The following is a 22271-nucleotide window of genomic DNA, read 5'->3' on the forward strand; positions in this document are numbered from 1 at the left end:
ATCTTTCGGAATTCATTAATACCCCCTTCATTTTATGTGTGCTTATATCCCATTTGTAAAACACATATGAAAAGATGATCAACTGGAGGGAGTGAATATGCATTTCAATGATTCAATCATTACTTCTGTGCAAGCTGATAGAATTATTGCTCTCAAGTTAGATAAGGCACTGGCAGGCGTAAAGGACAACGTCGCTTCAACTCTCAAACAGATGGGAGATGGTGTCACCCGTGCATCGTATTACACTTCGTGTTTTATGGAAAATTACCAGGATGTTTGCACGAAACTTAAAAATGAAGATTTAAGGTTTATTTCAGGTCTTATACAATTGTATAAAGATCGTGATGTTATTTTTGAAATGATTCGTCTGTATATAGAAGTTCATTTTAAAAATAAAACAGAAGGGCGTATTCAGAATATCCTTCGTAAGCTTGTAGGTGCTGGTGTTTATCTATCAACAACAGGAACCACCAATCGACTACTGATCATTTCTGTGGCAACTGCTGTATGTCAAAGCTATAGTTTTCAGACCATCGTGCATGGGCGTTTAAGTCAGGTCCGAACGCTCATTCTTAAAGGAAGTGTAACAGCTTCAGCAATATCATTCAGCGTGTATGGTATAGTTCATGAAGCTGCAAATTGCGCTGATAATCTTAAGGAGTTTAATGCTTTTTATTATCAGGCGCTGTATGAACGAAATCTTGAAATGATGTATTTTATTATCGAGCCATTAATTACGCGTAGCCCTTATTTAAATCCCATGCTTATATCAGATGATGAACTGGTGGATTTGATTGTCAGGCTAGTGAGGTAGATGATGGGATGCTTAAAAAAATGGTTAAAAGAAGAATTCATCTTGTTTATATGGGGGTGGGGATGTTGTTTGGCTATTATTTTATTTGCTATGCTCGCAGTCTCCTTCTTTCCAGATGCTGCAATCAAGTTGACAGGATTATTTATTTTATTTCTTATTTGTTTGCACGTTTTTCTCTGGTTTAAATTTAAAAAATAATAAAGAGGATAAAAAGCATGTCCAATCCAGCACATTTATGGTTAACAGATGAGAATGGCTCACCCATTGTAGGGTCCTGTGTTATGCCAGCCCGGCTTGGCTCTATCGAGTTACGTTTTGTTAACCACCATGTTTGGTTACCTGCAGATCCTAATACTGGCAAACTAACTGGAACCAGACTTCATACCCCTTTGAAGATGCAAAAGGAGTTTGATAGAACCACACCATTGTTGTTTCGAGCACTTTGTGAAGGTCGCATATTAAAAACAGCAACAATAAAAATGTACCAAACCAATGACGCTGGTTTGGAAGTGGAATATTTCAATATTGTCATGGAGAACGTCAAAATTACCGCCATTACTCCAAATTTGCATCCCAGTGGTGTAACAAGCAAACACCTTGAAGATATTGAATTGCGTTATGAAAAAATTCTATGGAAGTATATCGATGGCAACATTCTCTACGAAGATAGCTGGAACCACCGTGTTTTCGCGTAAAAATGCGAATGTCGACATTTGGTGAAGTTCAGGTAGGCCCGGCAAGCGAAGTGTCGCCGGGCACTGCTCTTAAGCTACACGAGGCATATCAACCCACGCCTTTACCCGCATTCCACGCAAAATCATCATCCACGCCAGCACAATAGCGACCATCATAATCACAAACAGCGACCAGTGCGGGAGATGGGTCAGGATTAGCCCGGTGATCATCGGGTTAAAGGCCGCACCCAGCCAGCCGAGCGCCTGAGCGGAGAAGTAGCTCGCTTTCATCCCCGGCGGGGCGATGTTGTCGATCAACATATACTCGCCCGGGGCATAGATGATTTCGCCAATGGTAAAGACCGCCGCGGCGAGCCCCCAGTAGACCAGGTTCTCCCCGGAGAGCATGAACCCGGCCAGACCGAGGACGAAGAACAGGGTGCCCAGGGTCATCAGCGGGCGGATGTTACGCGCCGACAGTTTGCGGCCAATGATGTACTGCAGCGACACCACCATTGCGGCATTCACTGGCAGCACCACCGCCACCACGTTCTGGGCAAAATCGCTGTCGTAATCGGCAGCCAGCACGTACTGAGAAATACAGCTGGCGAAGGAGCCGCCCACGTAGGAGGCCAGCAGCCCGGAGAGGGTATACCAGAACAGCGCCCGATCCCGCAGCAGCACCGACGGCTGCCACGGCACCGGGGCCTGTTCGCTGTCTGCCACCACGCTCTTCTGCACATAAACCTGAATGAGCACCAGCGGTAAGGCGGCGCAGAAGGCCGCCATCCAGAACGGCAGCTGCAGGCTGTACATCATCAGCAGGGTGCTCAATGGTGGCCCGATGGTCCAGCCAATGTTGAGGAAACTGTAGTTAAGCGAGAAGACCCGCGCCTTTTCCGCCGGGTTCAGCACATCGGAAAACCAGGCTTTCAGCACCGTGGAGAAGATCGAATAGGCGCAGTTGATCAGCGCGAAGGCCAGCACCACCAGCACCACGTTATCCACCAGCGGGATCGCCAGGAAGCCTAGCGCCACCGCCGTAATGGCGATCAGCATGTAGCGGTTTTTATCGAACTTGTCGGCCAGGATGCCAAAGCCCAGGCTGAAAACCACCCCGATAGTCAGCGCCACCGTCAGGGCATAACCAATATTCTCCACGCTCATGTTGTAGACGCGGGTGAGATAGATGGTCATAAACGGCAACGTCGCGCCGCGCCCAATGGTGAGTAACAACGACGACGCCAGCAGCGCTGCGGTTGAGCGCCTGAGTGATGATTTCATTTTCCTGCCCGACAATTGCGTGTGAAGTTTTTGTTATGTCTTATCAGGATTATCACGGCATAAGAGGCTTGTATAGCTCCAAATTTATCCCTAAGTGCTTCGCCTGACTGCCAGAATTAATGATCTGTTCGTCGGCGTTTTTTTTCGTTACTTTGAAGAGTGTTTACAAAAATTTAATAAACAGGGGCAGGGTATGACACGCAAAGACGGGCTGCTGGCATTGCTGGTGGTGGTGGTTTGGGGGCTGAATTTTGTGGTGATCAAAGTCGGATTGCACAACATGCCGCCGCTGATGCTGGCCGGTTTACGCTTTCTGCTGGTGGCCTTCCCGGCGCTGTTTTTTGTTGCCCGCCCGAAAATCCCGTTTCGTCTGCTGCTCGGCTATGGCCTGACCATCAGCTTCGGTCAGTTTGCCTTTCTGTTCTGCGCCATTAACTTCGGCATGCCCGCCGGGCTGGCGTCGCTGGTGCTGCAGGCTCAGGCGTTCTTCACCATCATCCTCGGGGCGCTGGTGTTTGGCGAGCGTCTGCAGGGCAAACAGCTGGCAGGAATTGCCCTCGCGGTGGTCGGCGTGCTGGTGCTGGCTGAAGCCAGCCTCAACGGGCAGCACGTCGCGCTGCTGGGCTTTTTACTGACCCTGGCGGCGGCGTTCTGTTGGGCCAGCGGCAATATCTTCAACAAAAAGATCATGCAGCTTGAGACGCGTCCGGCGGTGATGTCCCTGGTGGTGTGGAGCGCCCTGATCCCGATTGTGCCCTTTATGGCGGCGTCATATCTGCTGGATGGCCCGACGGTAATGCTGCATAGCCTGGTCACCCTCGATCTGACTACTGTTCTGTCGCTTTTCTATCTGGCCTTTGTCGCCACCATTGTTGGTTACGGCATCTGGGGGGCATTGCTCGGTCGCTACGAAACCTGGCGGGTGGCACCGCTGTCGCTGTTGGTCCCGGTAGTGGGTATCGCCAGTGCGGCGTTGTTGCTGGATGAAAAACTGGGCGCGTTGCAGCTGGTGGGGGCGCTGCTGGTGATGGCCGGGCTCTATATTAACGTCTTCGGCCTGCGGATGCGTCGGGCGGCACGGGTCAAAGGGTAAAAAAAGCCCCGCACGGGCGGGGCCAAAACGAATCAGACGCCCTGATTGTAATAGGGCACGCCTAATTCGTCGGATTTGTCGCTGCCTGCGCCCATATGGTTTAAATCGTGGGGCGACTGGCCATTAGCCGTTGGCAGGATCATGGTGTCGCGGCTGTTCTGCGGCGAAACACCTGGCGTTTGCTCCGCAAAACTCTGGCCGGAGACCAGCACCAGGGCGGTGAAAACAGCGGAAGCGAATAATTTCATAATTTCCTCGGTACGTCTTTATACAGGCGATGAACAGTTACAGTGATTGATCGGAAGCAGATACCGGGATTCCCCGCGCATATTGGTGATGCGATATTTATGCGGTGGAACGTCGAAGTAGTTTTTGAACGTGCGGGTCAGGGTCTGCTGCGATTCAAACCCGTAACGCTCAGCCAGATACAGGATCGGCTCGTTACTTTCCTTCAGCTTCTGTGCGATTTCCGTTAATTTGCGGCTGCGGATGTACTGGCCTAATGAGTGGCCGGTCTCTTTTTTAAACATCCGTTGCAGGTGCCATTTTGAGTAACCTGAACGCTCGGACACTTTCTCAAGTGAGAGCGGTGACTCCAGGTTATCTTCGATCCAGCCCAAAATGCTATGAATAGTGATGGCGTCAGTATTGCGTCTGGACATCGTCATACCTCTTTCTGTTTACGGCAGGATCTTCTTAAGCAAATGCTCAAGCGTTGCCACTTCGTCCGCCGTTAAGTTTTTTGTTAGTTCCTGGTGCAGTTTTTGTCCTACTAATTGATGACATTGTTCACACATTGCCGCGCCGTCGCTGGTCAGTTGCACCAGTACGCCGCGTTTGTCATTCGGGTTCGGGCGGCGTTCAATCCACCCTTTGCAGACCAGACGATCCATCATGCGCGTCAGCGCACCGAGGTCGACAGACAGGATCTTCTTCAGCTCAACCGGGGTGATACACACTTCGCAGCGCACAGAACAGAGCACTTTAAACTGGGTTGCGGTGATATCCAGCGGTGACAGATAGTCATTGAGCAGGCGGTCTTTCTTTTGGTTAACCATATAGATAAGCCGACCCAGCGGAATGATTTCGTTGAAGAGGTCACTGGTGCTTTTCACAATGGTTGCCCTGGCAAGTAGTTTAATCACGGCAGATATTATTGCTCAGGCAACTATAAGTCAACTGAATGCATTAGCTTATGACACGATTTGCTAAAGCGATTCAGATCACATTTTTGCCCGCTTCACGGAACGTCATATCACTGGGGTAAATTGATTGCGGGGCGAAAATAATACTTACGATGTGAGCATGGTTGTTACGGTCGTTTTAACCCTATACTTGGCTGGTAAAATTTTGCTAAGGACAACTCTATAAAATGGTTGATTTATTTAAAGCAATTGGCCTTGGGCTGGTGGTGTTGCTGCCGCTGGCAAACCCGTTAACCACGGTTGCGCTTTTCCTCGGCCTCGCGGGCGACATGAACCGTGAACAGCGTAATCATCAGTCGCTGATGGCCTCCGTTTACGTCTTCGCGATCATGATGGTGGCGTACTACGCCGGGCAGTTGGTCATGAACACCTTCGGGATCTCCATTCCCGGGCTGCGCATTGCGGGTGGTCTGATCGTGGCGTTTATCGGTTTCAGGATGCTGTTCCCGGCCCCGAAATCACCGGATGCTGCTGACGCCCAGGACGCGCTGGAAGATAAGCAGGGCAGACCGGCCCCGAACATCGCCTTCGTGCCGCTGGCGATGCCAAGCACTGCGGGCCCGGGGACCATTGCGATGATCATCAGCTCCGCTTCGACGGTGCGCAGTGGCTCTGATTTCCCGGAGTGGGTGGTGATGATTGCCCCGCCGCTGATTTTTGCCATTATCGGCGTGATCCTGTGGGGCTGTCTGCGTAGCTCGGGCGCGATTATGCGCTGGGTGGGCAAAGACGGTATCGAAGCGATCTCCCGTCTGATGGGCTTCCTGCTGGTCTGTATGGGCGTGCAGTTTATTATTAACGGCGTGCTGGAAATTATTCAAACCTACCCTAACTAACAAAGCCGGGTGGCGCGCTGCCACCCGGTCACCTCTCTAGCCGTGATGCGGCTGCTCTTCCAGAGCGACAGGCCATTTCCTGAAGATCAACACCGACCAGATTAACGCCGCCAGCGCCGGGATCGCCCCCAGATAGCCAATCGACGCCATCGACAGATGCAGGATCACCTGATTCCCCACCAGCGCGCCTGCGCCAATCCCCAGATTGAAAATCCCGGAGAAGAGGGCCATCGCCACGTCCGTGGCATCCGGCGCCAGGGCCAGCACTTTCACCTGCATCCCAAGGCCGATAATCATAATCGCCACACCCCAGACGACGCTCAACAGCGCGAGACTGGTCTCGCTACCCGAGGCGGGCAGCAGCAGCAGCAGACACCCCAGCAGCAGACCAATAGCGCTGCTCACCAGCAGCGAGGCGTGACGGTTGCCGAGCTTACCAAACAGCAGGCTGCCGATAATCCCCGCGCCGCCCAACAGCAACAGCAGTATCGTGGCGAAGCTGGCGCTGAACCCGGCGATGGTCTGTACAAACGGCTCGATGTAGCTGTAGGCGGTGTAGTGCGCGGTGACCACGACCACCGTCAGCAGATAGAGGCTCATCAGCGCCGGACGACGCATCAGCAGCGGCAGGCTTTTCAGCGATCCGGAGTGCTCGCTCGGCAGTTTCGGTAACAGCTTGATCAGGCACAGCAGGGTGAACAGCGCCCCGAGCCCGATAACGAAAAAGGTGGTGCGCCAGCCGAACAGCTGCCCGACGATGCGCCCGATCGGCAGTCCGAGCACCATCGCCAGCGCGGTGCCGGTAGCCAGCAGGCTCAGCGCCTGGGCGCGCTTCCCGGCCGGGGCCAGGCGGATCGCCAGCGAGGCGGTTATCGACCAGAAAATAGCGTGCGCAAAGGCAATCCCGATCCGGCTAATGACCAGCACCGTGAAGTTCCACGCCAGGAACGACAGCACATGGCTGGCAATAAACAGGACAAACAGCCCGATCAGCAGCTTGCGCCGCTCCATCTGGCTGGTGAGCAGCATAAAGGGTAACGACATCATCGCCACCACCCAGGCATAGATGGTGAGCATGATCCCCACCTGCGCGGTCTCCATGCCGAAGCTGCTGGCGATATCCGAGAGCAGGCCGACGGGAACAAATTCAGTGGTGTTAAAGATAAAGGCCGCAACGGCGAGCGTGACCACGCGTAGCCACGCGACCCTGCGGGAAACGGTGTGAGTTGTCATGGGATGTCCGGGAGTCGTTACGTCAATGAAGTGGGACGATCTTAAATCCTTCCCTGGTGGAAATACAATCGTTTTGTGATCTGGATCTCACTCCATCCTAAAACTAATAGCTGGTGAAACCGGTTATTTTCCATAAATATAGGATGCAACATAACGTTAACAGTGGGTCAGGCGATGCAGGAAATTGAGTTTTATCTGGTGGATGCGTTCAGTGAGGTCTCGTTTGGCGGCAACCCGGCGGCAGTGTGTCCATTGCCGGAATGGCTGCCGGATGAGACGCTGCTGCGCATGACGCGGGAGCACAACCAGTCCGAGACTGCCTTTTTTGTGCGCCACAAGGGCGGCATCGAGCTGCGCTGGTTCACCACTAACGGCGAGGTCAACCTCTGCGGTCATGCCACGCTGGCGACCGCCTGGGTACTGTTTAACGAGCTGGACTATTCCGACGCCCGGATCCATTTTGATACCGCCTCCGGCAGGCTGACCGTCACCCGCGAGGGCGACTGGCTGACTCTCGATTTCCCTGCCTGCCCGAGCGAGCCGCAGACCCCGCCGCCAGAGATGCTTGCCGCGCTAGGGGTCAAACACTACGTCGAAGCCCGCAAAGGGCGCGCCTGGGTGATTGTGCTGGAGAGTCGTCAACAGGTTGAGGCGGTCACGCCGGATATTAATGCCATGACCCCCGGGGAGCATAAGGTGTCGATCACTGCCCGCGGCGAGGGTGAATACGATTTCGTCAGCCGCTTTTTCTCCCCGGGCGCGGCCCTGTGGGAAGATCCGGTCACCGGCTCGGCCCACACTATGCTGATCCCATACTGGAGTGAAAAGTTAAATAAAACCTCGCTCTTCGCCCGACAGGTTTCTGCCCGCGGTGGCGATGTGCGCTGTGAACTGAAGGGCGACCGGGTATTAATGAGCGGCAGGGCATCGCTGTATATGAAAGGTCATCTGTTTTTACGCTAACGATAAGGGTTAACCCAATGAAAGAAATCGAATTTTATCTGGTCGATGCGTTTAGCGACCGCGCGTTTGGTGGGAATCCTGCAGCCGTTTGCCCGCTCGAGGAGTGGCTGCCGGATGAGGTACTGTTAAAGATGGCCCAGCAGCATAACCAGTCGGAGACCGCGTTTTTCGTGCGCACCGATGCGGGTTTTGAGCTGCGCTGGTTTACGACGCAGTACGAGATTAACCTCTGTGGTCACGCCACGCTCGCCAGCGCCCATGTGATTTTTGAGTATCTCGACTATCCGCACACCGAGATTGTCTTCTCCACACGCTTTGTCGGCGACCTCAAAGTCACCCGCAGCGGCGACTGGCTGACCCTGAACTTCCCGGCATGGAGCAGTGAGGTGGTAGACAACCCACCAGCGTTACTGTTCAGCACTCTGGGCATCACCGGGGCTAAAGAGGTACGGGCAGGGCGCGACTACATGGTGGTGCTGGAAAACCAGCAGCAGGTTGAGGCATTAACGCCGGACATCGACGGCATGATGCCGCTGGATAAGATGGTCTGCGTCACCGCTCCGGGGGATGAATATGACTTTGTCAGCCGCTTCTTCTGCCCGGGCGAGTCGGTGGCGGAAGATCCGGTCACCGGCTCCGCCCACAGCATGCTGATCCCGTACTGGAGCGAGAAGCTGGGTAAAACGGCGATGCAGGCGCGGCAGGTCTCCCCCCGCGGCGGCGATCTCCGCTGCGAGCTGAAGGGTGACCGGGTATTGATTGGCGGCCAGGCAGCGCTTTATCTCAAAGGCACCGTGTTCCTGCGGAGGTAAAAGCAAAACGGCAACCGAAGGTTGTCGTTTTTAGTGTTTGCTCCCTCTCCCTGTGGGAGAGGGTCGGGGTGAGGGCATCAGGCCGCACATCACCCCAACGACGCCCCACCACACAGCACCAGTTCCTGCCCGGTGATGGGTGCGGCCTCGGCGCTCAGGAGATAGTTCACCATCGCCGCCACCTCTTCCGGGGCGATCAGCCTCCCCATTGGCGGCACGTTTGGCGGTGACGCCTCCCGTCCTGGCGCACTCAGCATCGGTGTTGCCGTCGCCCCCGGGGCCACCACGTTGGCGGTGATCCCGCGCGGGGCCAGCTCGGCTGCCCAGCTGCGTACCATGCCCACCAGCGCCGCTTTGGTCGCCACATACTGCGAACGTCCTGCGGCACCCCGTGAGGTACGACTCCCGATCGCCACCAGCCGTCCGCCCGCTGTCATCCGCGGGGCAAAATGGTTGAACAGGATCTCCGCGGCATGAATATGCAGCCCCCATAGCCGGGCGCTGACCGCCGGGTCCAGCTCGCCGAGCGGGGCAGCCGCCATCATGCCAGCGGCATGCACTATCGCCTGTGGCACCGGCAGGGTATTCAGCGCGGCTGCTAGCGTGACACTGTCACTAAGATCCACGCTTACACTGGTAAAATTCGGATGTCCGCATTCCACACCGCGTCGGCTTAACCCCGTCACCTGCCAGCCTTCTGCCAGCAGGCGGGTTACGATAGCTTCGCCAATCCCCGAACTGGCCCCGGTGATAATCGCATGGCACATATCACACCTCCAGCAGGGCGCGCGGCACCTTGAACACCGCCTTGCGCACGGTCATGGGTTGGTTAACGGCACACAGCGCCTGATGCGGCTCCCCGGGCAGAAACACCGCGAAATCACCGGGCTTCAGGGTGATGCTCACCGGGTGCACCGCGTCAGGAGCAATAAACAGATCCGGTTTGCGCTCTTCGTCGCCAGGTTGCGCGACAGACTGCATCCCGGCGCGGATCGTCTCCTCTCCCGCCAGCACCACCTGAATATCAGCCCACTGATGGTGATACTCGGTATGCCTGTCGGCAAGTGGCTGGGTCTGCGCCGGGCCGATATGACAGAACCACGGGCAGCCTTCGGGCTGCCAGCGTCCATCGTCCCGGGCGGACAGCGCCGTAAGCGTACAGTCGGCGCGATCGAGGATCTGCCGCAGCACCGTCGGAAGCCCGGCCAGCGGCAGGGCATTAAGATGACCAATAATCACTGCTGCGCCTCCTTTACCCACTCCGGCGACACGCGCACATACTTGATCGCCTGACGGAAGTAGGTATAGGCGATATGCAGCGACCCGTCGGCACCCTGTTTGATGCTCGGATAGGAGAACTCGCGGTTGAGTTTCTCCAGCGAGTTGTTGGTCATGCAGTAGCCGTCGCCCTCATCGAGGTTGCGCTGCCAGGCCCAACTTTTGCCGCCGTCAGCAGAGATGGCCACCGTCATCGGCGCGCGCGGTGCGCCCCAGAAAGCGGCGCGACCGTCCTTCACTTCCGGCTCTTTGCGCCCGTCGCCGTCGTCGATTTCGTCATACAGCGAGGCGCGACGCTCCAGCGCACCCGCTGCGCTCATGTGGTTGAACACCAGCGCCAGCTCGCCGCTCGCAAGGGTGGTGACCTGAATCGACGAGTTGTTGTTCGGCAGTTCAGTCGGCTCCGGCACCGACCAGCTTTCGCCATTGTCCAGCGACTGGCTGATATAGATATTGTCCGCCCAGCGGCTGCGGTACAGCGCCACCAGATGGCCGTTGTTCAGGGCGGTGATGTTCATGTGCACGCAGCCGAGGCTCTCCGGTACCTCGACGTTGCGCCAGCTTTTTCCCTGGTCTTCCGAGATTTTCACCGCGCTGATGTCGTCGTTACCCACCCATTTCTCGCCCGGTTGAGTGCGGCAGTAGAAGACCGGCAGCAGCCAGTTGCCGTTCTCCAGCACGGTAATCGGCTGGCGAATAAAGGTGCCAGGCTTATCCAGCAGGGTGGCGATCTCGCCCCAGCTGTTGCCTAGATCCTCAGACTTACGGTAGCGCACGATGGCGGTATCCTGATTGCCGGAGAGCTGCGCGGTCCACAGCAGCCACAGCACGTTGTCCGGGGCGAGGAACAGCACCGGGTTCTGCTCTGAGCGGCTGGCGTCGTCCGACAGCTTCACCGCCTCGCTCCACTGGTTGCTACCGGCGGCCAGACGCGATCCCCATACCGAAATATCAGCGATCCCCTCCTGGGTGCCGCCAAACCAGACGCACATCAGGGAGCCATCCGGCAGCGGCAGCAGGTTGGCTGCATGATTCTGCGGGCAGGAAGAGGGCAGCATGGCCGTTTCCACGCGGGCATCCTGCGGCGTCTGGCGAACAATCCCGTCACGGGTTACGGTTACAGACATATCAGACTCCATTATGTTGAACAGGGGCAGGCGCTTTACGATCCGCTTTATTTGGGATCAGGCGGTCGAGAACCATAATCACCGCCGGGGTGATCAGCGCGATATACATATTGTTAATACCAAACGGGTCGCCCAGCAGATACCACACCGAGGTCACCACGCAGGCGCCAATCAGGCCGGCATTCGCGCCGCGGGCGCTCTTAAAGAACGGGGCATAGAAGGCGATCACTGCCACCACCGTAATCGACAGACGAATGGCGCGGGTGAAGAACGACAGCTTCAGCACCTCCGGTACCAGCAGGACGAAAATCAGCGGCAGGAAACCAATCAGCAGCGATATCCAGCGGGTCGCTTTAAATTCCTGCTCCGGGGTTGGGTTGCGGTAAGGCACGTAGAAATCTTTCACTACCAGCGAGGCAATAGCCAGCGCCACGGTACTGACGCTAACGAAAATCGAAGCCACAAGTGACGTTGTCACTAAACCGGCCAGCCACGGATTCATGTCCTGCAGGAAGATCGGCATCGCGTACAGGCTGTCGATCTCCGGGTGCAGATATTTTGCCGCCACGCCAATCACCGCAATGGCCAGCGCAATCGGCAGACAGAAGAAGAAGGCCACCCAGGTCGAACGTTTAGCCGATTTCACATCTTTAGTGGACGAAATCGCCTGAATCACAAACTGGGTACAGAAGATGGAGCCGATGGTGCCAATCAGCCAGGCAAAGATGGTGCTGGCCCCGATGTTGCCATCCCAGGTCCAGTAGTAAGAAGGCATCTGCTCAATCATTGGCGTAAAACCGCCGGTTTTGGAGAGCGCAAAGCCCATGATCACCAGGATGCCGAAATACTTCAGGGCGCTGTGCAGGAGCGTGACCCAGGCCACGCCCTTCATGCCGCCAAAGGCGAAGTAGAAGGTACTGACAATCGCGGTAATAAAGGCCGCGACCGGCAGGTTAACCTTCAGCACGGTGGAGATCGCCGCCGCACCTGAGACATAGTTGCCGACGTTCACCAGCAGCAGGGCGTAGATCATGATGATCGAGATGATGTTTTTAGTGCTGTTGCCGTACTTCTCGGCAATCGCCCCGGAGATGGTGATTTTGCCGGTGCTATAGATGCGCTTCACCAGCAGCAGGCCAAACAGCGGGAAACCAATGGCTGCGCCGATCACCGACCAGGAGGCGGCAAAGCCATCCTCGAACGCCGCCTGCGCTGTGCCGATGGTGGATTTGGCGCCGATGTACTCCGACATCAGCAAAATCCCGACGATAAATGCCGGCATTGCGCGGGAGCCTTCCATAAAATCGCCGGAGTTTTTACTGCGCAACCGGAAGGTCAGCCAGGTGGTAAACAGGATGTAGACAATCACAATGCCTACGATGATCAGGGTATCTTCAGCGGTAAAGTTGTTCATCTTTGCCTCTCTTCAGGGCGTAGGAAACCTGGGCGCCAGCGGCACCCGGTATTCTTATGGACGAAATCAAACGCCGGTTACTGAAGTGACGTTGTCACTATCTGGCGGATCTGTTCAGTCTGTTGCGCATCGAAAGCCACCGCGTAGCGGCTTTCACCCACCTCTTCGCCCATCACCTGCAGCGCCTTTTTCACGGCTGCCGGGGAGAAGGCCACGTTGTATAAACGGGTCCGCAGTTCAGTCACCCCTTCCTGCGCCTGACGCGAGCCGTCGATATCGCCCGCATGGAAACGCGCCCAGATGGCGTTGATCGCCTCCGGTGCGACGTTGGCCAGCCCGGAAATACAGGCGGAACAACCTTCGACAAAGCCCTGATGGATTAGCGAGTCCGGGCCGTTCAGCACGTCGAAACCATCGATATCCTGGGCGGCCTTCAGGAAACCGCTCAGACTCTCATAGCTGCCCGCGCTGTCTTTAATCCCGATGATGTTCGGGTGCGAGGCCAGCGCGCGCGCGGTCTGCGGCTCAATAGTATTGCCGGTACGCGCCGGGATGTTGTACAGGAAGACCGGCACCGTCAGGGCATCGGCGATGGCGGTGTAATGGGTAATCAGCTCCGCCTGCGTCAGGGGGACAAACCACGGGGTGATCACCGAAACGGCATCCACGCCAAGCGTTTCAACCTGCTTGCCGAGGCGAATGGTGGCCCGGGTGGAGATCTCCCCGATGTGCGCCACCACCGGCGCGCGTCCGGCGACCTCTTCCACACAGGTGCGGGTGACGGCCACTTTTTCCTCTTCGGTCAGGACAAAGAACTCACCGTTGGTGCCGCCGCAGAAAATACCGTTCCCCGCCGCGAGCTGCCGCTGGATCTGGCGTTTCAGGCCCGGCAGATGCAGACCGCCATCCTCGCTAAAGGGGGTGACGATCGCCGTCAGCACGCCTTCAATCTTGTTACGCATTTCTCACTCCTTCGATGTTTACATTTCGGGGAACAGGGTCTGGTAAATGCCCTGCACCTCGGCATGGCTGACCTGACGCGGGGCGTTGTTCATCAGGCGCTTAACGTTCAGTGCCGCATCACTCAGGGAGGCGATGTCATCCCGCGGCACGCCCAGCGTTTCGAGGTTGTCCGGTAAATTCAGGCGACGCACCAGGGCGGCAAACCACTCCACCAGCGCATGAGATTTCTCTTCTGCCGACAGGGAGGTATCGGCGCCCGGCACCAGATCCCACACCTGAGCGAATTTTTCGACCGCGTTCGGGCGCACCACGCGCATGCAGGGCGCCAGCAGAATGGCGTTGGCTACCCCGTGCGGGAGGTGGTATTTGCCCCCCAGCGGATAAGAAAGGGCGTGCACCAGATGGGTACCGGCATGGGCAATGGCCACGCCGCCGTAGTACGAGGCCCACAGCATCTCCAGCTTCGCCGCCAGGTTGTGCGGCTCGGCGCAGGCGGTTTCGATGTTGTTCAGCAGCTTGCGCAGGCCAATCAGCGCCGCGTTATCGCTCACCGGATTCGCCACGGTGGCGGTGAAGCACTCGATCAGGTGGCACAGCGCGTCAATCCCGGTCGAAGAGGCAATGTGCGGCGGCATGCTGGTGGTGAGTTCCGGTAACAGGGCCACGTAATCCGGCAGCAGCACCGGGGAGATGATGCCGATTTTGGTGCTCTGCTCAGGGATGGCGAGGATCGCGTTCGGCGTGGCTTCAGAACCGGTGCCGGCGCTGGCCGGAATCAATAATGAGGGAAGGCGAACGGTCGGTTTTTCTCCCGCAAGCAGGGCGTCCAGCCCCGGAGAAGAGTTATGGCACAGGACGGAGAGCAGCTTCGCCACATCCAGTACGCTGCCGCCGCCCACGCCCACTACCAGATCAACGTCGGTGTCGTTGATCCCGGTCAGCAGGGCGCGAACGTCATGATCGGTTGGCTCCGGCGGCACGCTGTCGATCACGCTGACGTGGCGGTTGTCCGCTTCCAGCAGAGTGCGGATAGCGCGGGCCGCGTCCAGACGGGCGATATTGCCGTCGGTGACCAGTAAAAGGCGCGTCTTGCCGGCCAGCAGGGGCGCGAGGGCCGGGATGGCCCCTGCACCGCTGATAATCGTACTGTTAATGGTTAACACATTGCTCTCCTGTTGCTGTGTCTGTGATTAATTTCGCTCAAAAAAGGCAATCACAGTCATCGTGTGTCTAAATTTATAATTTATTCGCAAACTGAATAACTTGATCTTGCTCACATATAATCAATCATGATTGAATATAATCATTAACGGAAAATGCGAACCTTTGAGGATGTAAGTGAACAACCTGAACAGAGAAGTGGTGGTGATCGCCGATGACTTTACCGGCGCTAACGATGCGGGCGTCAGCCTGGCGTTAAGCGGCAAAAAAGTCAGCGTGGCGTTTCAGACTCCCTTTACCGGCGACACCGATGCGCTGGTTATTAATAGCGACAGTCGGGCGCTGGCGGCATCAGAGGCTGCTGAAAAGCTGGCGCGCTTTGCCGCCGAGATTGATGCCGCAAAATGGCTGGTGAAGAAAATCGACTCCACCCTGCGCGGCAACCCGGGGGCAGAAGTCGAGGCGCTGCTGCGTCTTAGCGGTCAGCGTCAGGCGATTATCGCCCCGGCATTCCCGGCAGCGGGACGTACCACGCAAAACGGCGTCTGCCTGGTGAAGGGCGTGCCGGTCACGGAGACCGAATTTGCCAGCGACCCGAAAACCCCGGTGCGTCATGCCCATATCGCGGCAGTGCTGGCGGAGCAAACTGGGCTGAAAAGCGTGGTGGTTACCCCGGCGCAGCTGGCAGCGGCTCTAGAGGGCGATGCGCAACTGATGATTGTGGATGCGCAGAGCGACGACGAACTGGATCAGATTGTCAGTGCGGCCTTTGCCAGCATTGAGCGTCCGCTGCTGGTAGGCTCCGCCGGGCTGTGCGATGCCCTGGCGCGCCGTCTGGCTACCCCGCGTCAGCTGCTGGCGGTAATCGGTTCGATGAGTGAGATTGCGCAACAGCAGATCCAGCTCATCCGCAGCCACCCTGATGTTAGTACGGTACTGATTGATATTAATGATGTGTTTAACGGTGCGCTGGCGGGTTATCAGCAGCAGATCGCTGCGGCGCTGGCGGCGCGCCAGCATTGCGTGGTGCATACCTGCGCCGATACTCAGGCCCGGCATCAGATCGACTCCCTGTGTCAGCAGCGCGAATTAAGCCGCGCTGCACTGGGGGAGACCATCAGCGCATTTCTGGGGGCGTTAACGCGCAACGTGCTTGAGAGCCACAACCCGGCGGCGCTGTATGTCTCCGGCGGCGATGTGGCGATGGCGGTTGCCCGCGCGCTCAACGCGCAAGGGTTTGCCATTCGCGGACAAGTGGCGCATTGCGTGCCGTTTGGTCGGTTTTTGGGTTGTCACTGGCAGGGGCCAGTCATGACCAAAGCGGGCGGTTTTGGTACTGAATCCACGCTGCTTGAGGTTTTGCATTTTATCGAGGAGAAGATGAGTGACTAATATCATTGCTGTAACCATGGGCGACCCGGCGGGCATCGGCCCGGAGATCATTATTAAATCCCTGACCGAGGGCGAACTGTCCGGCGCGGAGGTGGTGGTGGTGGGGTGTGCCAGAACCCTGCAACGGGTGCTGGCAAAAGGCATCACCGCCCCGGCGGAGTTACGCGTGATTAGCCGCGTCAGCGAGGCGCAGTTTGGCCCGGCCATTATTAACGTGCTGGATGAACCCCTGGCGGATCCCGAGGCGTTGCAGCCCGGCGTGGTGCAGGCCCAGGCCGGGGATCTGGCCTATCGCTGCGTGCGTCGCGCCACCGGGCTGGCGATGGCGGGCGAGGTGAAGGCCATTGCCACCGCGCCGCTAAACAAAGAGGCGCTGCATCTGGCGGGCCATCACTATCCGGGCCATACCGAACTGCTGGCGCACCTCACCGACAGTAAAGATTACGCCATGGTGCTTTATACCGATCAGCTGAAGGTGATCCACATCACCACCCATATCGCGTTGCGCAAATTCCTTGATACCCTCAACCAGGATCGGGTAAAAACCGTGATTGGCATTGCGGATACCTTCCTGAAGCGCGTGGGATATAAGAATCCGCGCATCGCCGTGGCCGGGGTCAACCCGCACGCCGGAGAGAACGGTCTGTTTGGCGACGAAGAGATTAAGATTGTCGGTCCGGCCGTACAGGCGATGAAGGCACAAGGGCTGAATGTGTCAGGGCCGTGCCCGCCGGACACGGTGTTTATGCAGTGCCATGAAGGGATGTACGACATGGTGGTGGCGATGTACCACGATCAGGGTCACATTCCGTTGAAATTACTTGGGTTTTATGACGGAGTGAACATCACTGCCGGGCTGCCGTTTATCCGTACTTCTGCCGACCATGGCACCGCGTTTGACATTGCGTGGACAGGTAAAGCGAAGTCTGAGAGCATGACGGTCTCTATCCAGTTAGCGATGCAAATCACACGGGAATAATATGAAGGGATATAGCCGGTTAGAACAGATAATGGACTACCTGAAAGGGCACAATCTGGTGACGGTGGATCAGCTGGTGGCGGCAACGGATGCCTCGCCCGCGACCATTCGCCGGGATCTGATTAAGCTCGATCAGGAGGGGGTCATCAGCCGCACCCACGGCGGCGTGACCCTGAACCGGTTTATTCCTTCCCAGCCCACCACCAGCGAAAAAATGCAGCGTAGCCTGGCGGAGAAACACGCCATCGCCTGCGCGGCCGCCAGCTTTGTGAAAGCTGGTGACGCGGTGGTGCTCGATGCGGGCACCACCATGATTGAACTCGCTCGCCAACTGACCCATCTGCCGTTGCGCATCATCACCAGCGATCTTCATATCGCCCTGTTTCTGTCGGAGTTTAAGCAGATTGAGGTGACGATCATTGGCGGGCGCATCGATGACTCCAGCCAGTCCTGTATTGGCGAGCACGGTCGCCGCCTGCTGCAGAACGTCTGGCCGGATATCGCTTTTGTCAGCTGTAACGGCTGGGATCTGGAGCGCGGCATTACCTCCCCGACGGAAGAGAAAGCGGCCCTGAAGCGGGATCTGATTGCTAACGCCCGGCGTCGCGTGCTGCTGGCCGACAGCTCGAAATATGGCGCCTGGTCGCTGTTTAACGTGGCTCACCTCAACACCCTGACCGATATTGTCACCGACAAACGGCTGGACGAAGGGGTGCAGCAGACCTTAAGCCAGCTGGATGCCACCCTGACCCTGGCGCCTTAAGGCTCAGGGCAGGCGGGCGATATTAGCTTTGATCACCTCCGCCGAATGGCGGAATTTTTGCAGTTCATCCTCTGCCAGCTTCAGCTCAATGATCTGCTGGACGCCGCTCTGGGCCAGCACCGCTGGTACCCCGATCGCCACGCCGTCCACACCATACTCCCCGTCCAGAATGCAGGAGATTGCCAGCGCCCGGTGGCTGCCGGTAAAGATATTGCGGCAGATCTCAGCGATGGTGGCGGCGATGCCGTACTCGGTGCAACCCTTGCGGGCGTAGATCTCAAACCCCTGTTTGCGCACGCGCTCCGCCAGCGCATCAAAATCCAGCGTTTTGCCGGTGTGGCGTTGATACACCTCGGCAATCGGCGAGCCGTAGACCGACGAATGGGACCACACCGGGAACTGCGTATCCCCGTGCTCGCCCAGAATAAACGCGTCAATGCTCTGTGCCCCTATATCCAGCGCCTGGGCCAGGGTGCGGCGCAAACGGGTGGTATCCAGCCACACCCCGGTACCAATCACCTGATTGCGCGGCAGGCCGGAGAGTTGCCACACCTGCCAGGTAATGATGTCGCACGGGTTGGTGGCAATCAGGAAAATGCCGTTAAACCCGCCCGCCATCATCTGCGGCACAATGCTTTTCACAATGCGGGCTGTGGCGGTCAGCTCATCCAGCCGGGTCTGCCCCGGTTTGAGCGCGCCGCCGGAGACGGTGATCACCGCTATATCCACATCGGCACAGTCGCTGGCCTCGCGGGTGGAAATGGTCATCATCCCGGGCATATAGGCCGCGGCATCTGACAGATCCCAGGCGTGGCCTTCGCTGCGCGGCTGGTTGATATCCACCAGCAGCAGCTCTTCGCAGATATTCTGGTTCAGCAGGGCGTACGCGGCGGAGGTACCGACGTTTCCGGCCCCGATAATCATCACTTTGCGGGCTTTGGTGTTCATTGTTTTTCCTGATGTTTTAACCGTGATTGTGCCCAAACTTACCCCCCGACGGCAGGGCGCGCAATGGCTGGCGGCAGCTATAAGTTAAAAATATGCCTGTTCCTTCGCCGCCCGGCGCTATGGTGGAGAAAAACGACAAAAGGAGCCTGCCATGTATTCCATTACCTCAGAATCGCCCGCCCATCCGGATATCACCACCCTGATTGCCGACCTCGACAGTTACCAGAGCGCGCTCTATCCGGCGGAAAGCAACCATCTGCTGGATCTGACCGGGCTGCCGGAGCACAGCCTGATCATGATGGTGATCCGCGATCGCCAGCTTAACGCCGTCGGCTGCGGAGCCGTGGTGCTGAACGCTGACGGCAGCGGGGAGATGAAGCGGGTCTATATTGATCCGACCCATCGTGGGCAAAAGCTGGGGGAAAAAATGCTGGCGGCGCTGGAAGATGAAGCCCTCAGCCGGAGCTGTCATACCCTGCGGCTGGAGACCGGGATCAAGCAGCTGGCAGCCGTGCGCCTGTATGAGCGTTGCGGATACCAGATGTGCGAGGCCTTTCCCCCATACGCCCCCGATCCATTGAGCCTTTTTATGGAGAAGGCGCTGGTGGCTGATCTTCGTTTAGCAGTGCTATAAACGCTTCGAGCTGGCGGGTCATCGCCCCCCGGCGCCACACCAGCCAGGTGGTGAGCCAGCGCCAGTTCTCTGCCAGCGGCCAGGCTTCCACCTGATGATGGCCGGGCATACTTTCCAGCATGGAGCGCGGCATCAGCGCAATCCCGGCCCCGGCAATCACGCAGGCCAGCATGCCGTGGTAGGACTCCATCTCATGAATGCGCCCCGGCGTGGCGCGATCCGCATGAAACCAGCTCTCGAAATGGCGGCGATAGGAGCAGTTGGCGCGAAAGGCATAGATATCGCGCCCGCTGATTGCCAGCGCCCGATCCACCTTCGGCTGCCCGGCGGGCACCACCAGCATCATCTCCTCCCGGTAGACCGGCATCCCTTCGAGTTCCGGGTGGGTTAATGGCCCGTCGACAAACGCCGCGCTCAGCGTGCCCTCCAGCACCCCGTCGATCATCGTCCCGGAAGGGCCGGTCGCCAGCGCAAACTGAATCCGCGGATAGCGCTGGTTAAACTGCGCCAGCGAGGCCGGGATACGCACCGCGGCGGTGCTCTCCAGCGACCCGAGGGTAAATAGCCCCTGAGGTTCATCGCCCGCGACTACCATTCGGGCCTCATCCACCAGGGCGAGGATCTGTCGGCTGTAGCGCAAAAAATTATGCCCCGCCGGAGAGAGGCGCAGCCGCTGATTCTCGCGGATAAACAACTCCACGCCGAGATCGGCCTCCAGCTGTTTGATGCGGGTAGTCAGGTTCGACGGCACGCGATGCACCTTCTGCGCGGCCTGGGTGATGCTGCCGGTCTGGGCGACGGCGTTAAACATTTCCAGTTGGGTCAGATCCATATCGTTCTCGTTTCGTGAATAAGGTGGTCACTATTATTCATTTTTAAGAAATAGCAGAGTGCGCCACAATGAAGCAACTGTTATTACACGGAGCCGATCATGACTACACCTTCTGTTAACCATGCCCTGTCCATCAACCCGGCAAACTGTGAAACCCTGGCCGTGTGGCCGTGGGCGACCGTCACCGAGGTTGAACATGCCCTCGCGCAAACCGATGCCGCATTTCGTCAGTGGCGCAGCGTGCCGGTAGCGGCGCGTGCGCAAAAATTACGTGATTTGGGCGACGCCCTGCGCAGCCGCGGCGAAGAGATGGCCCGGATGATCTCCCGGGAGATGGGCAAACCCATCGCCCAGGCGCGCGCAGAGGTGGCGAAATCCGCCGGTCTCTGCGACTGGTATGCCGACCACGGCCCGGCCATGCTCTCTACCGAGGCGACCCAGGTAGCGGACGCGGTGATCGAATATCGCCCCCTGGGCCCAGTGCTGGCGGTGATGCCGTGGAACTTCCCTCTGTGGCAGGTGCTGCGCGGCGCGGTGCCGATTATCCTCGCGGGCAACAGCTATCTGCTGAAACACGCCCCGAACGTGCTGGGTGCCGCGAACCTGATCGAACAGATTTTTAACGATGCGGGTTTCCCCCAGGGGGTGTTCAGCCAGCTGAATGCCACTAACGATGGGGTAAGCCAGATGATTGCCGATCCGCGCATTGCGGCGGTGACCGTCACCGGCAGCCTGCGTGCCGGAGCGGCGATTGGTGCTCAGGCCGGAGCGGCGCTGAAAAAATGCGTCCTTGAACTGGGCGGGTCCGATCCCTTTATCGTTCTGAATGACGCCGATCTGGATCTGGCGGTCAAAGCGGCGGTCACCGGCCGCTATCAGAACACCGGACAGGTCTGTGCCGCCGCCAAACGCTTTATCGTCGAGGCGGGGGTTGCGGATGAATTCAGCCGGCGGTTTGTAGAGGCCACCGCGGTCCTGAAAATGGGTGCGCCGGACGCAGAGGAAAACTACCTCGGCCCGATGGCGCGCTACGATCTGCGTGACGAGCTGCATCAGCAGGTACAGGCCACGCTGGCCGAAGGGGCGACGCTGTTACTGGGCGGCGAGAAGGTGGCGGGGGCAGGGAACTACTATGCGCCGACGGTGTTGGGCAACGTCACCCCGAACATGACCGCGTTTCGCCAGGAGCTGTTTGGCCCGGTGGCGGCCATCACGGTGGCAAACGATGCGGATCATGCCCTTCAGCTGGCCAACGACAGCGATTTCGGCCTCTCAGCGACGGTGTTTACCGCCGATGCTGCAACGGCGGATCGCTTTGCCCGCCAGCTCGAGTGCGGCGGGGTGTTTATCAACGGCTACAGCGCCAGCGATGCCCGTGTGGCCTTCGGCGGCGTGAAGAAGAGCGGCTTTGGCCGGGAGCTGTCGCGCTTTGGCCTGCATGAGTTCTGTAATGTGCAGACGGTGTGGAAAGACCGGGTGTGATCTAGCGTCGGTGTTGTGCCGGGTGGCGCTGCGCTTACCCGGCCTACAGGAGTTACTTCCTCTCCCTGAAGACTGAGGAAACCCCGATTATTTTATTGCCTTAAAGCAATGTAATAATTACATACTAATAAATGACTTACAGCGGCTCTCTGGTCCGGCTGAAAATCGCCGAAGCGTTTCCGGAGGGCCGGGGCGAGGCGCAGGGACGCGCCGAGAGGGCATAGCCTGCAGGGATGCAGGCTGGTGCCCGACCCGAAAGCCTGGAGGAATAAGCTGAGGGGACCGCGAAGCGGCGATTTTCTTAGCCGGGAGCCTGGGTCGCCAGGGTGGTGGCGATTGAGCCACCCTGGCACGTTCACCAGTTCTGGCGTATCAGAGAAGCAA

The 22271-nt window shown here is 57.8% G+C and carries 25 protein-coding genes; 12 read left to right on the forward strand and 13 right to left on the reverse strand.

The features are described 5' to 3' along the window. The first annotated feature begins 97 nt into the window (after window positions 1-97). The 3 genes from G7090_RS10840 to G7090_RS10845 are packed head-to-tail and all read left to right on the forward strand — an operon-like array spanning window position 98 to window position 1509. On the forward strand, window positions 98-814 hold the full coding sequence (locus G7090_RS10840; RefSeq protein WP_166182397.1) for a hypothetical protein: 717 nt from the start codon (window positions 98-100) through the stop codon (window positions 812-814). A gap of 3 nt (window positions 815-817) precedes the next feature. Beyond that, the gene (locus G7090_RS23930) at window positions 818-1012 is read left to right on the forward strand and encodes a hypothetical protein (protein WP_371811836.1); all 195 of its coding nucleotides are present in this window, start codon (window positions 818-820) and stop codon (window positions 1010-1012) included. A 17-nt stretch (window positions 1013-1029) separates the two neighbouring features. After that, entirely contained in the window at window positions 1030-1509 is a 480-nt protein-coding gene (locus G7090_RS10845; RefSeq protein WP_166182398.1) for a type VI secretion system tube protein TssD, read from the forward strand. Between the two features lie 69 nt (window positions 1510-1578). Here the strand turns inward: G7090_RS10845 and ydeE are convergent, their stop codons facing one another. Next, window positions 1579-2772, reverse strand: coding sequence for an efflux MFS transporter YdeE (ydeE, locus tag G7090_RS10850; RefSeq protein WP_106993848.1), 1194 nt, complete (start codon window positions 2770-2772; stop codon window positions 1579-1581). Window positions 2773-2965: 193 nt separating this feature from the next. Between ydeE and eamA the strand changes: the two genes are divergently transcribed. Further along, a complete protein-coding gene (gene eamA, locus G7090_RS10855) occupies window positions 2966-3865 on the forward strand; it encodes an O-acetylserine/cysteine exporter (protein WP_166182399.1) in 900 nt (299 codons plus the stop codon). 32 nt (window positions 3866-3897) lie between these two features. Here the strand turns inward: eamA and marB are convergent, their stop codons facing one another. The 3 genes from marB to marR are packed head-to-tail and all read right to left on the reverse strand — an operon-like array spanning window position 3898 to window position 4980. Continuing rightward, window positions 3898-4113 (reverse strand): multiple antibiotic resistance protein MarB, encoded by a 216-nt coding sequence (gene marB, locus G7090_RS10860; RefSeq protein ID WP_166182400.1) that lies wholly within the window; start codon window positions 4111-4113, stop codon window positions 3898-3900. Window positions 4114-4131: 18 nt separating this feature from the next. After that, window positions 4132-4527 carry an MDR efflux pump AcrAB transcriptional activator MarA gene (gene marA, locus G7090_RS10865; protein WP_166185214.1) on the reverse strand — a complete coding sequence of 132 codons (396 nt, stop codon included), beginning with the start codon at window positions 4525-4527 and terminating at the stop codon, window positions 4132-4134. A gap of 18 nt (window positions 4528-4545) precedes the next feature. Beyond that, entirely contained in the window at window positions 4546-4980 is a 435-nt protein-coding gene (gene marR / locus G7090_RS10870; RefSeq protein WP_106993851.1) for a multiple antibiotic resistance transcriptional regulator MarR, read from the reverse strand. Between the two features lie 257 nt (window positions 4981-5237). On the opposite strand from marR, the gene G7090_RS10875 reads away from it, so the two are divergent. Next, on the forward strand, window positions 5238-5906 hold the full coding sequence (locus G7090_RS10875; protein WP_106993852.1) for a MarC family NAAT transporter: 669 nt from the start codon (window positions 5238-5240) through the stop codon (window positions 5904-5906). Between the two features lie 36 nt (window positions 5907-5942). Here G7090_RS10875 and G7090_RS10880 read toward each other — a convergent pair whose 3' ends face one another. Next, window positions 5943-7139 (reverse strand): sugar transporter, encoded by a 1197-nt coding sequence (locus G7090_RS10880; protein ID WP_166182401.1) that lies wholly within the window; start codon window positions 7137-7139, stop codon window positions 5943-5945. 174 nt (window positions 7140-7313) lie between these two features. Here G7090_RS10880 and G7090_RS10885 point away from each other — a divergent pair, with 174 nt between their 5' ends. Both G7090_RS10885 and G7090_RS10890 read left to right on the forward strand, forming a co-directional pair. Next, window positions 7314-8102 carry a PhzF family phenazine biosynthesis protein gene (locus tag G7090_RS10885; RefSeq protein ID WP_166182402.1) on the forward strand — a complete coding sequence of 263 codons (789 nt, stop codon included), beginning with the start codon at window positions 7314-7316 and terminating at the stop codon, window positions 8100-8102. Window positions 8103-8119: 17 nt separating this feature from the next. Beyond that, a complete protein-coding gene (locus G7090_RS10890; protein WP_166182403.1) occupies window positions 8120-8914 on the forward strand; it encodes a PhzF family phenazine biosynthesis protein in 795 nt (264 codons plus the stop codon). A gap of 89 nt (window positions 8915-9003) precedes the next feature. On the opposite strand, the gene G7090_RS10895 is transcribed toward G7090_RS10890, so the two are convergent. From G7090_RS10895 to G7090_RS10920, 6 genes are all read right to left on the reverse strand, one after another. Then, window positions 9004-9681: an SDR family NAD(P)-dependent oxidoreductase gene (locus G7090_RS10895; protein ID WP_166182404.1), complete on the reverse strand. Its 678-nt coding sequence runs from the start codon at window positions 9679-9681 to the stop codon at window positions 9004-9006. Window position 9682: 1 nt separating this feature from the next. Then, window positions 9683-10153: a YhcH/YjgK/YiaL family protein gene (locus tag G7090_RS10900; protein ID WP_166182405.1), complete on the reverse strand. Its 471-nt coding sequence runs from the start codon at window positions 10151-10153 to the stop codon at window positions 9683-9685. After that, window positions 10150-11319 carry an exo-alpha-sialidase gene (locus tag G7090_RS10905; RefSeq protein ID WP_166182406.1) on the reverse strand — a complete coding sequence of 390 codons (1170 nt, stop codon included), beginning with the start codon at window positions 11317-11319 and terminating at the stop codon, window positions 10150-10152. Before G7090_RS10905 ends, G7090_RS10900 begins: the two co-directional genes overlap by 4 nt. 1 nt (window position 11320) lies before the next feature. Beyond that, the gene (locus G7090_RS10910; RefSeq protein WP_106993859.1) at window positions 11321-12733 is read right to left on the reverse strand and encodes a sodium:solute symporter family protein; all 1413 of its coding nucleotides are present in this window, start codon (window positions 12731-12733) and stop codon (window positions 11321-11323) included. A 77-nt stretch (window positions 12734-12810) separates the two neighbouring features. Continuing rightward, a complete protein-coding gene (locus G7090_RS10915) occupies window positions 12811-13695 on the reverse strand; it encodes a dihydrodipicolinate synthase family protein (RefSeq protein ID WP_166182407.1) in 885 nt (294 codons plus the stop codon). An 18-nt stretch (window positions 13696-13713) separates the two neighbouring features. After that, on the reverse strand, window positions 13714-14859 hold the full coding sequence (locus G7090_RS10920) for an iron-containing alcohol dehydrogenase (RefSeq protein ID WP_166182408.1): 1146 nt from the start codon (window positions 14857-14859) through the stop codon (window positions 13714-13716). 175 nt (window positions 14860-15034) lie between these two features. On the opposite strand from G7090_RS10920, the gene G7090_RS10925 reads away from it, so the two are divergent. The 3 genes from G7090_RS10925 to G7090_RS10935 are packed head-to-tail and all read left to right on the forward strand — an operon-like array spanning window position 15035 to window position 17991. Then, window positions 15035-16249, forward strand: coding sequence for a four-carbon acid sugar kinase family protein (locus tag G7090_RS10925; RefSeq protein ID WP_166182409.1), 1215 nt, complete (start codon window positions 15035-15037; stop codon window positions 16247-16249). Beyond that, window positions 16242-17228: a D-threonate 4-phosphate dehydrogenase gene (locus tag G7090_RS10930; protein WP_106993862.1), complete on the forward strand. Its 987-nt coding sequence runs from the start codon at window positions 16242-16244 to the stop codon at window positions 17226-17228. Before G7090_RS10925 ends, G7090_RS10930 begins: the two co-directional genes overlap by 8 nt. A 1-nt stretch (window position 17229) precedes the next feature. Then, on the forward strand, window positions 17230-17991 hold the full coding sequence (locus G7090_RS10935) for a DeoR/GlpR family DNA-binding transcription regulator (protein ID WP_166182410.1): 762 nt from the start codon (window positions 17230-17232) through the stop codon (window positions 17989-17991). Window positions 17992-17994: 3 nt separating this feature from the next. On the opposite strand, the gene G7090_RS10940 is transcribed toward G7090_RS10935, so the two are convergent. After that, window positions 17995-18939 carry an L-lactate dehydrogenase gene (locus G7090_RS10940; protein ID WP_106993864.1) on the reverse strand — a complete coding sequence of 315 codons (945 nt, stop codon included), beginning with the start codon at window positions 18937-18939 and terminating at the stop codon, window positions 17995-17997. Window positions 18940-19090: 151 nt separating this feature from the next. Here G7090_RS10940 and G7090_RS10945 point away from each other — a divergent pair, with 151 nt between their 5' ends. Further along, complete coding sequence (locus G7090_RS10945; RefSeq protein WP_166182411.1) at window positions 19091-19573, forward strand: GNAT family N-acetyltransferase; 483 nt, start codon at window positions 19091-19093, stop codon at window positions 19571-19573. Here G7090_RS10945 and G7090_RS10950 read toward each other — a convergent pair. Continuing rightward, window positions 19527-20405: a LysR family transcriptional regulator gene (locus G7090_RS10950; RefSeq protein ID WP_166182412.1), complete on the reverse strand. Its 879-nt coding sequence runs from the start codon at window positions 20403-20405 to the stop codon at window positions 19527-19529. The genes G7090_RS10945 and G7090_RS10950 overlap by 47 nt on opposite strands. A gap of 99 nt (window positions 20406-20504) precedes the next feature. On the opposite strand from G7090_RS10950, the gene sad reads away from it, so the two are divergent. Next, window positions 20505-21887 (forward strand): succinate-semialdehyde dehydrogenase, encoded by a 1383-nt coding sequence (sad, locus tag G7090_RS10955; RefSeq protein WP_166182413.1) that lies wholly within the window; start codon window positions 20505-20507, stop codon window positions 21885-21887. Window positions 21888-22271 lie beyond the last annotated feature (384 nt).

It is taken from the genome of Leclercia sp. 29361 (genome assembly GCF_011290365.1).
Classification (GTDB): Bacteria; Pseudomonadota; Gammaproteobacteria; order Enterobacterales; family Enterobacteriaceae; genus Enterobacter; species Enterobacter tamurae.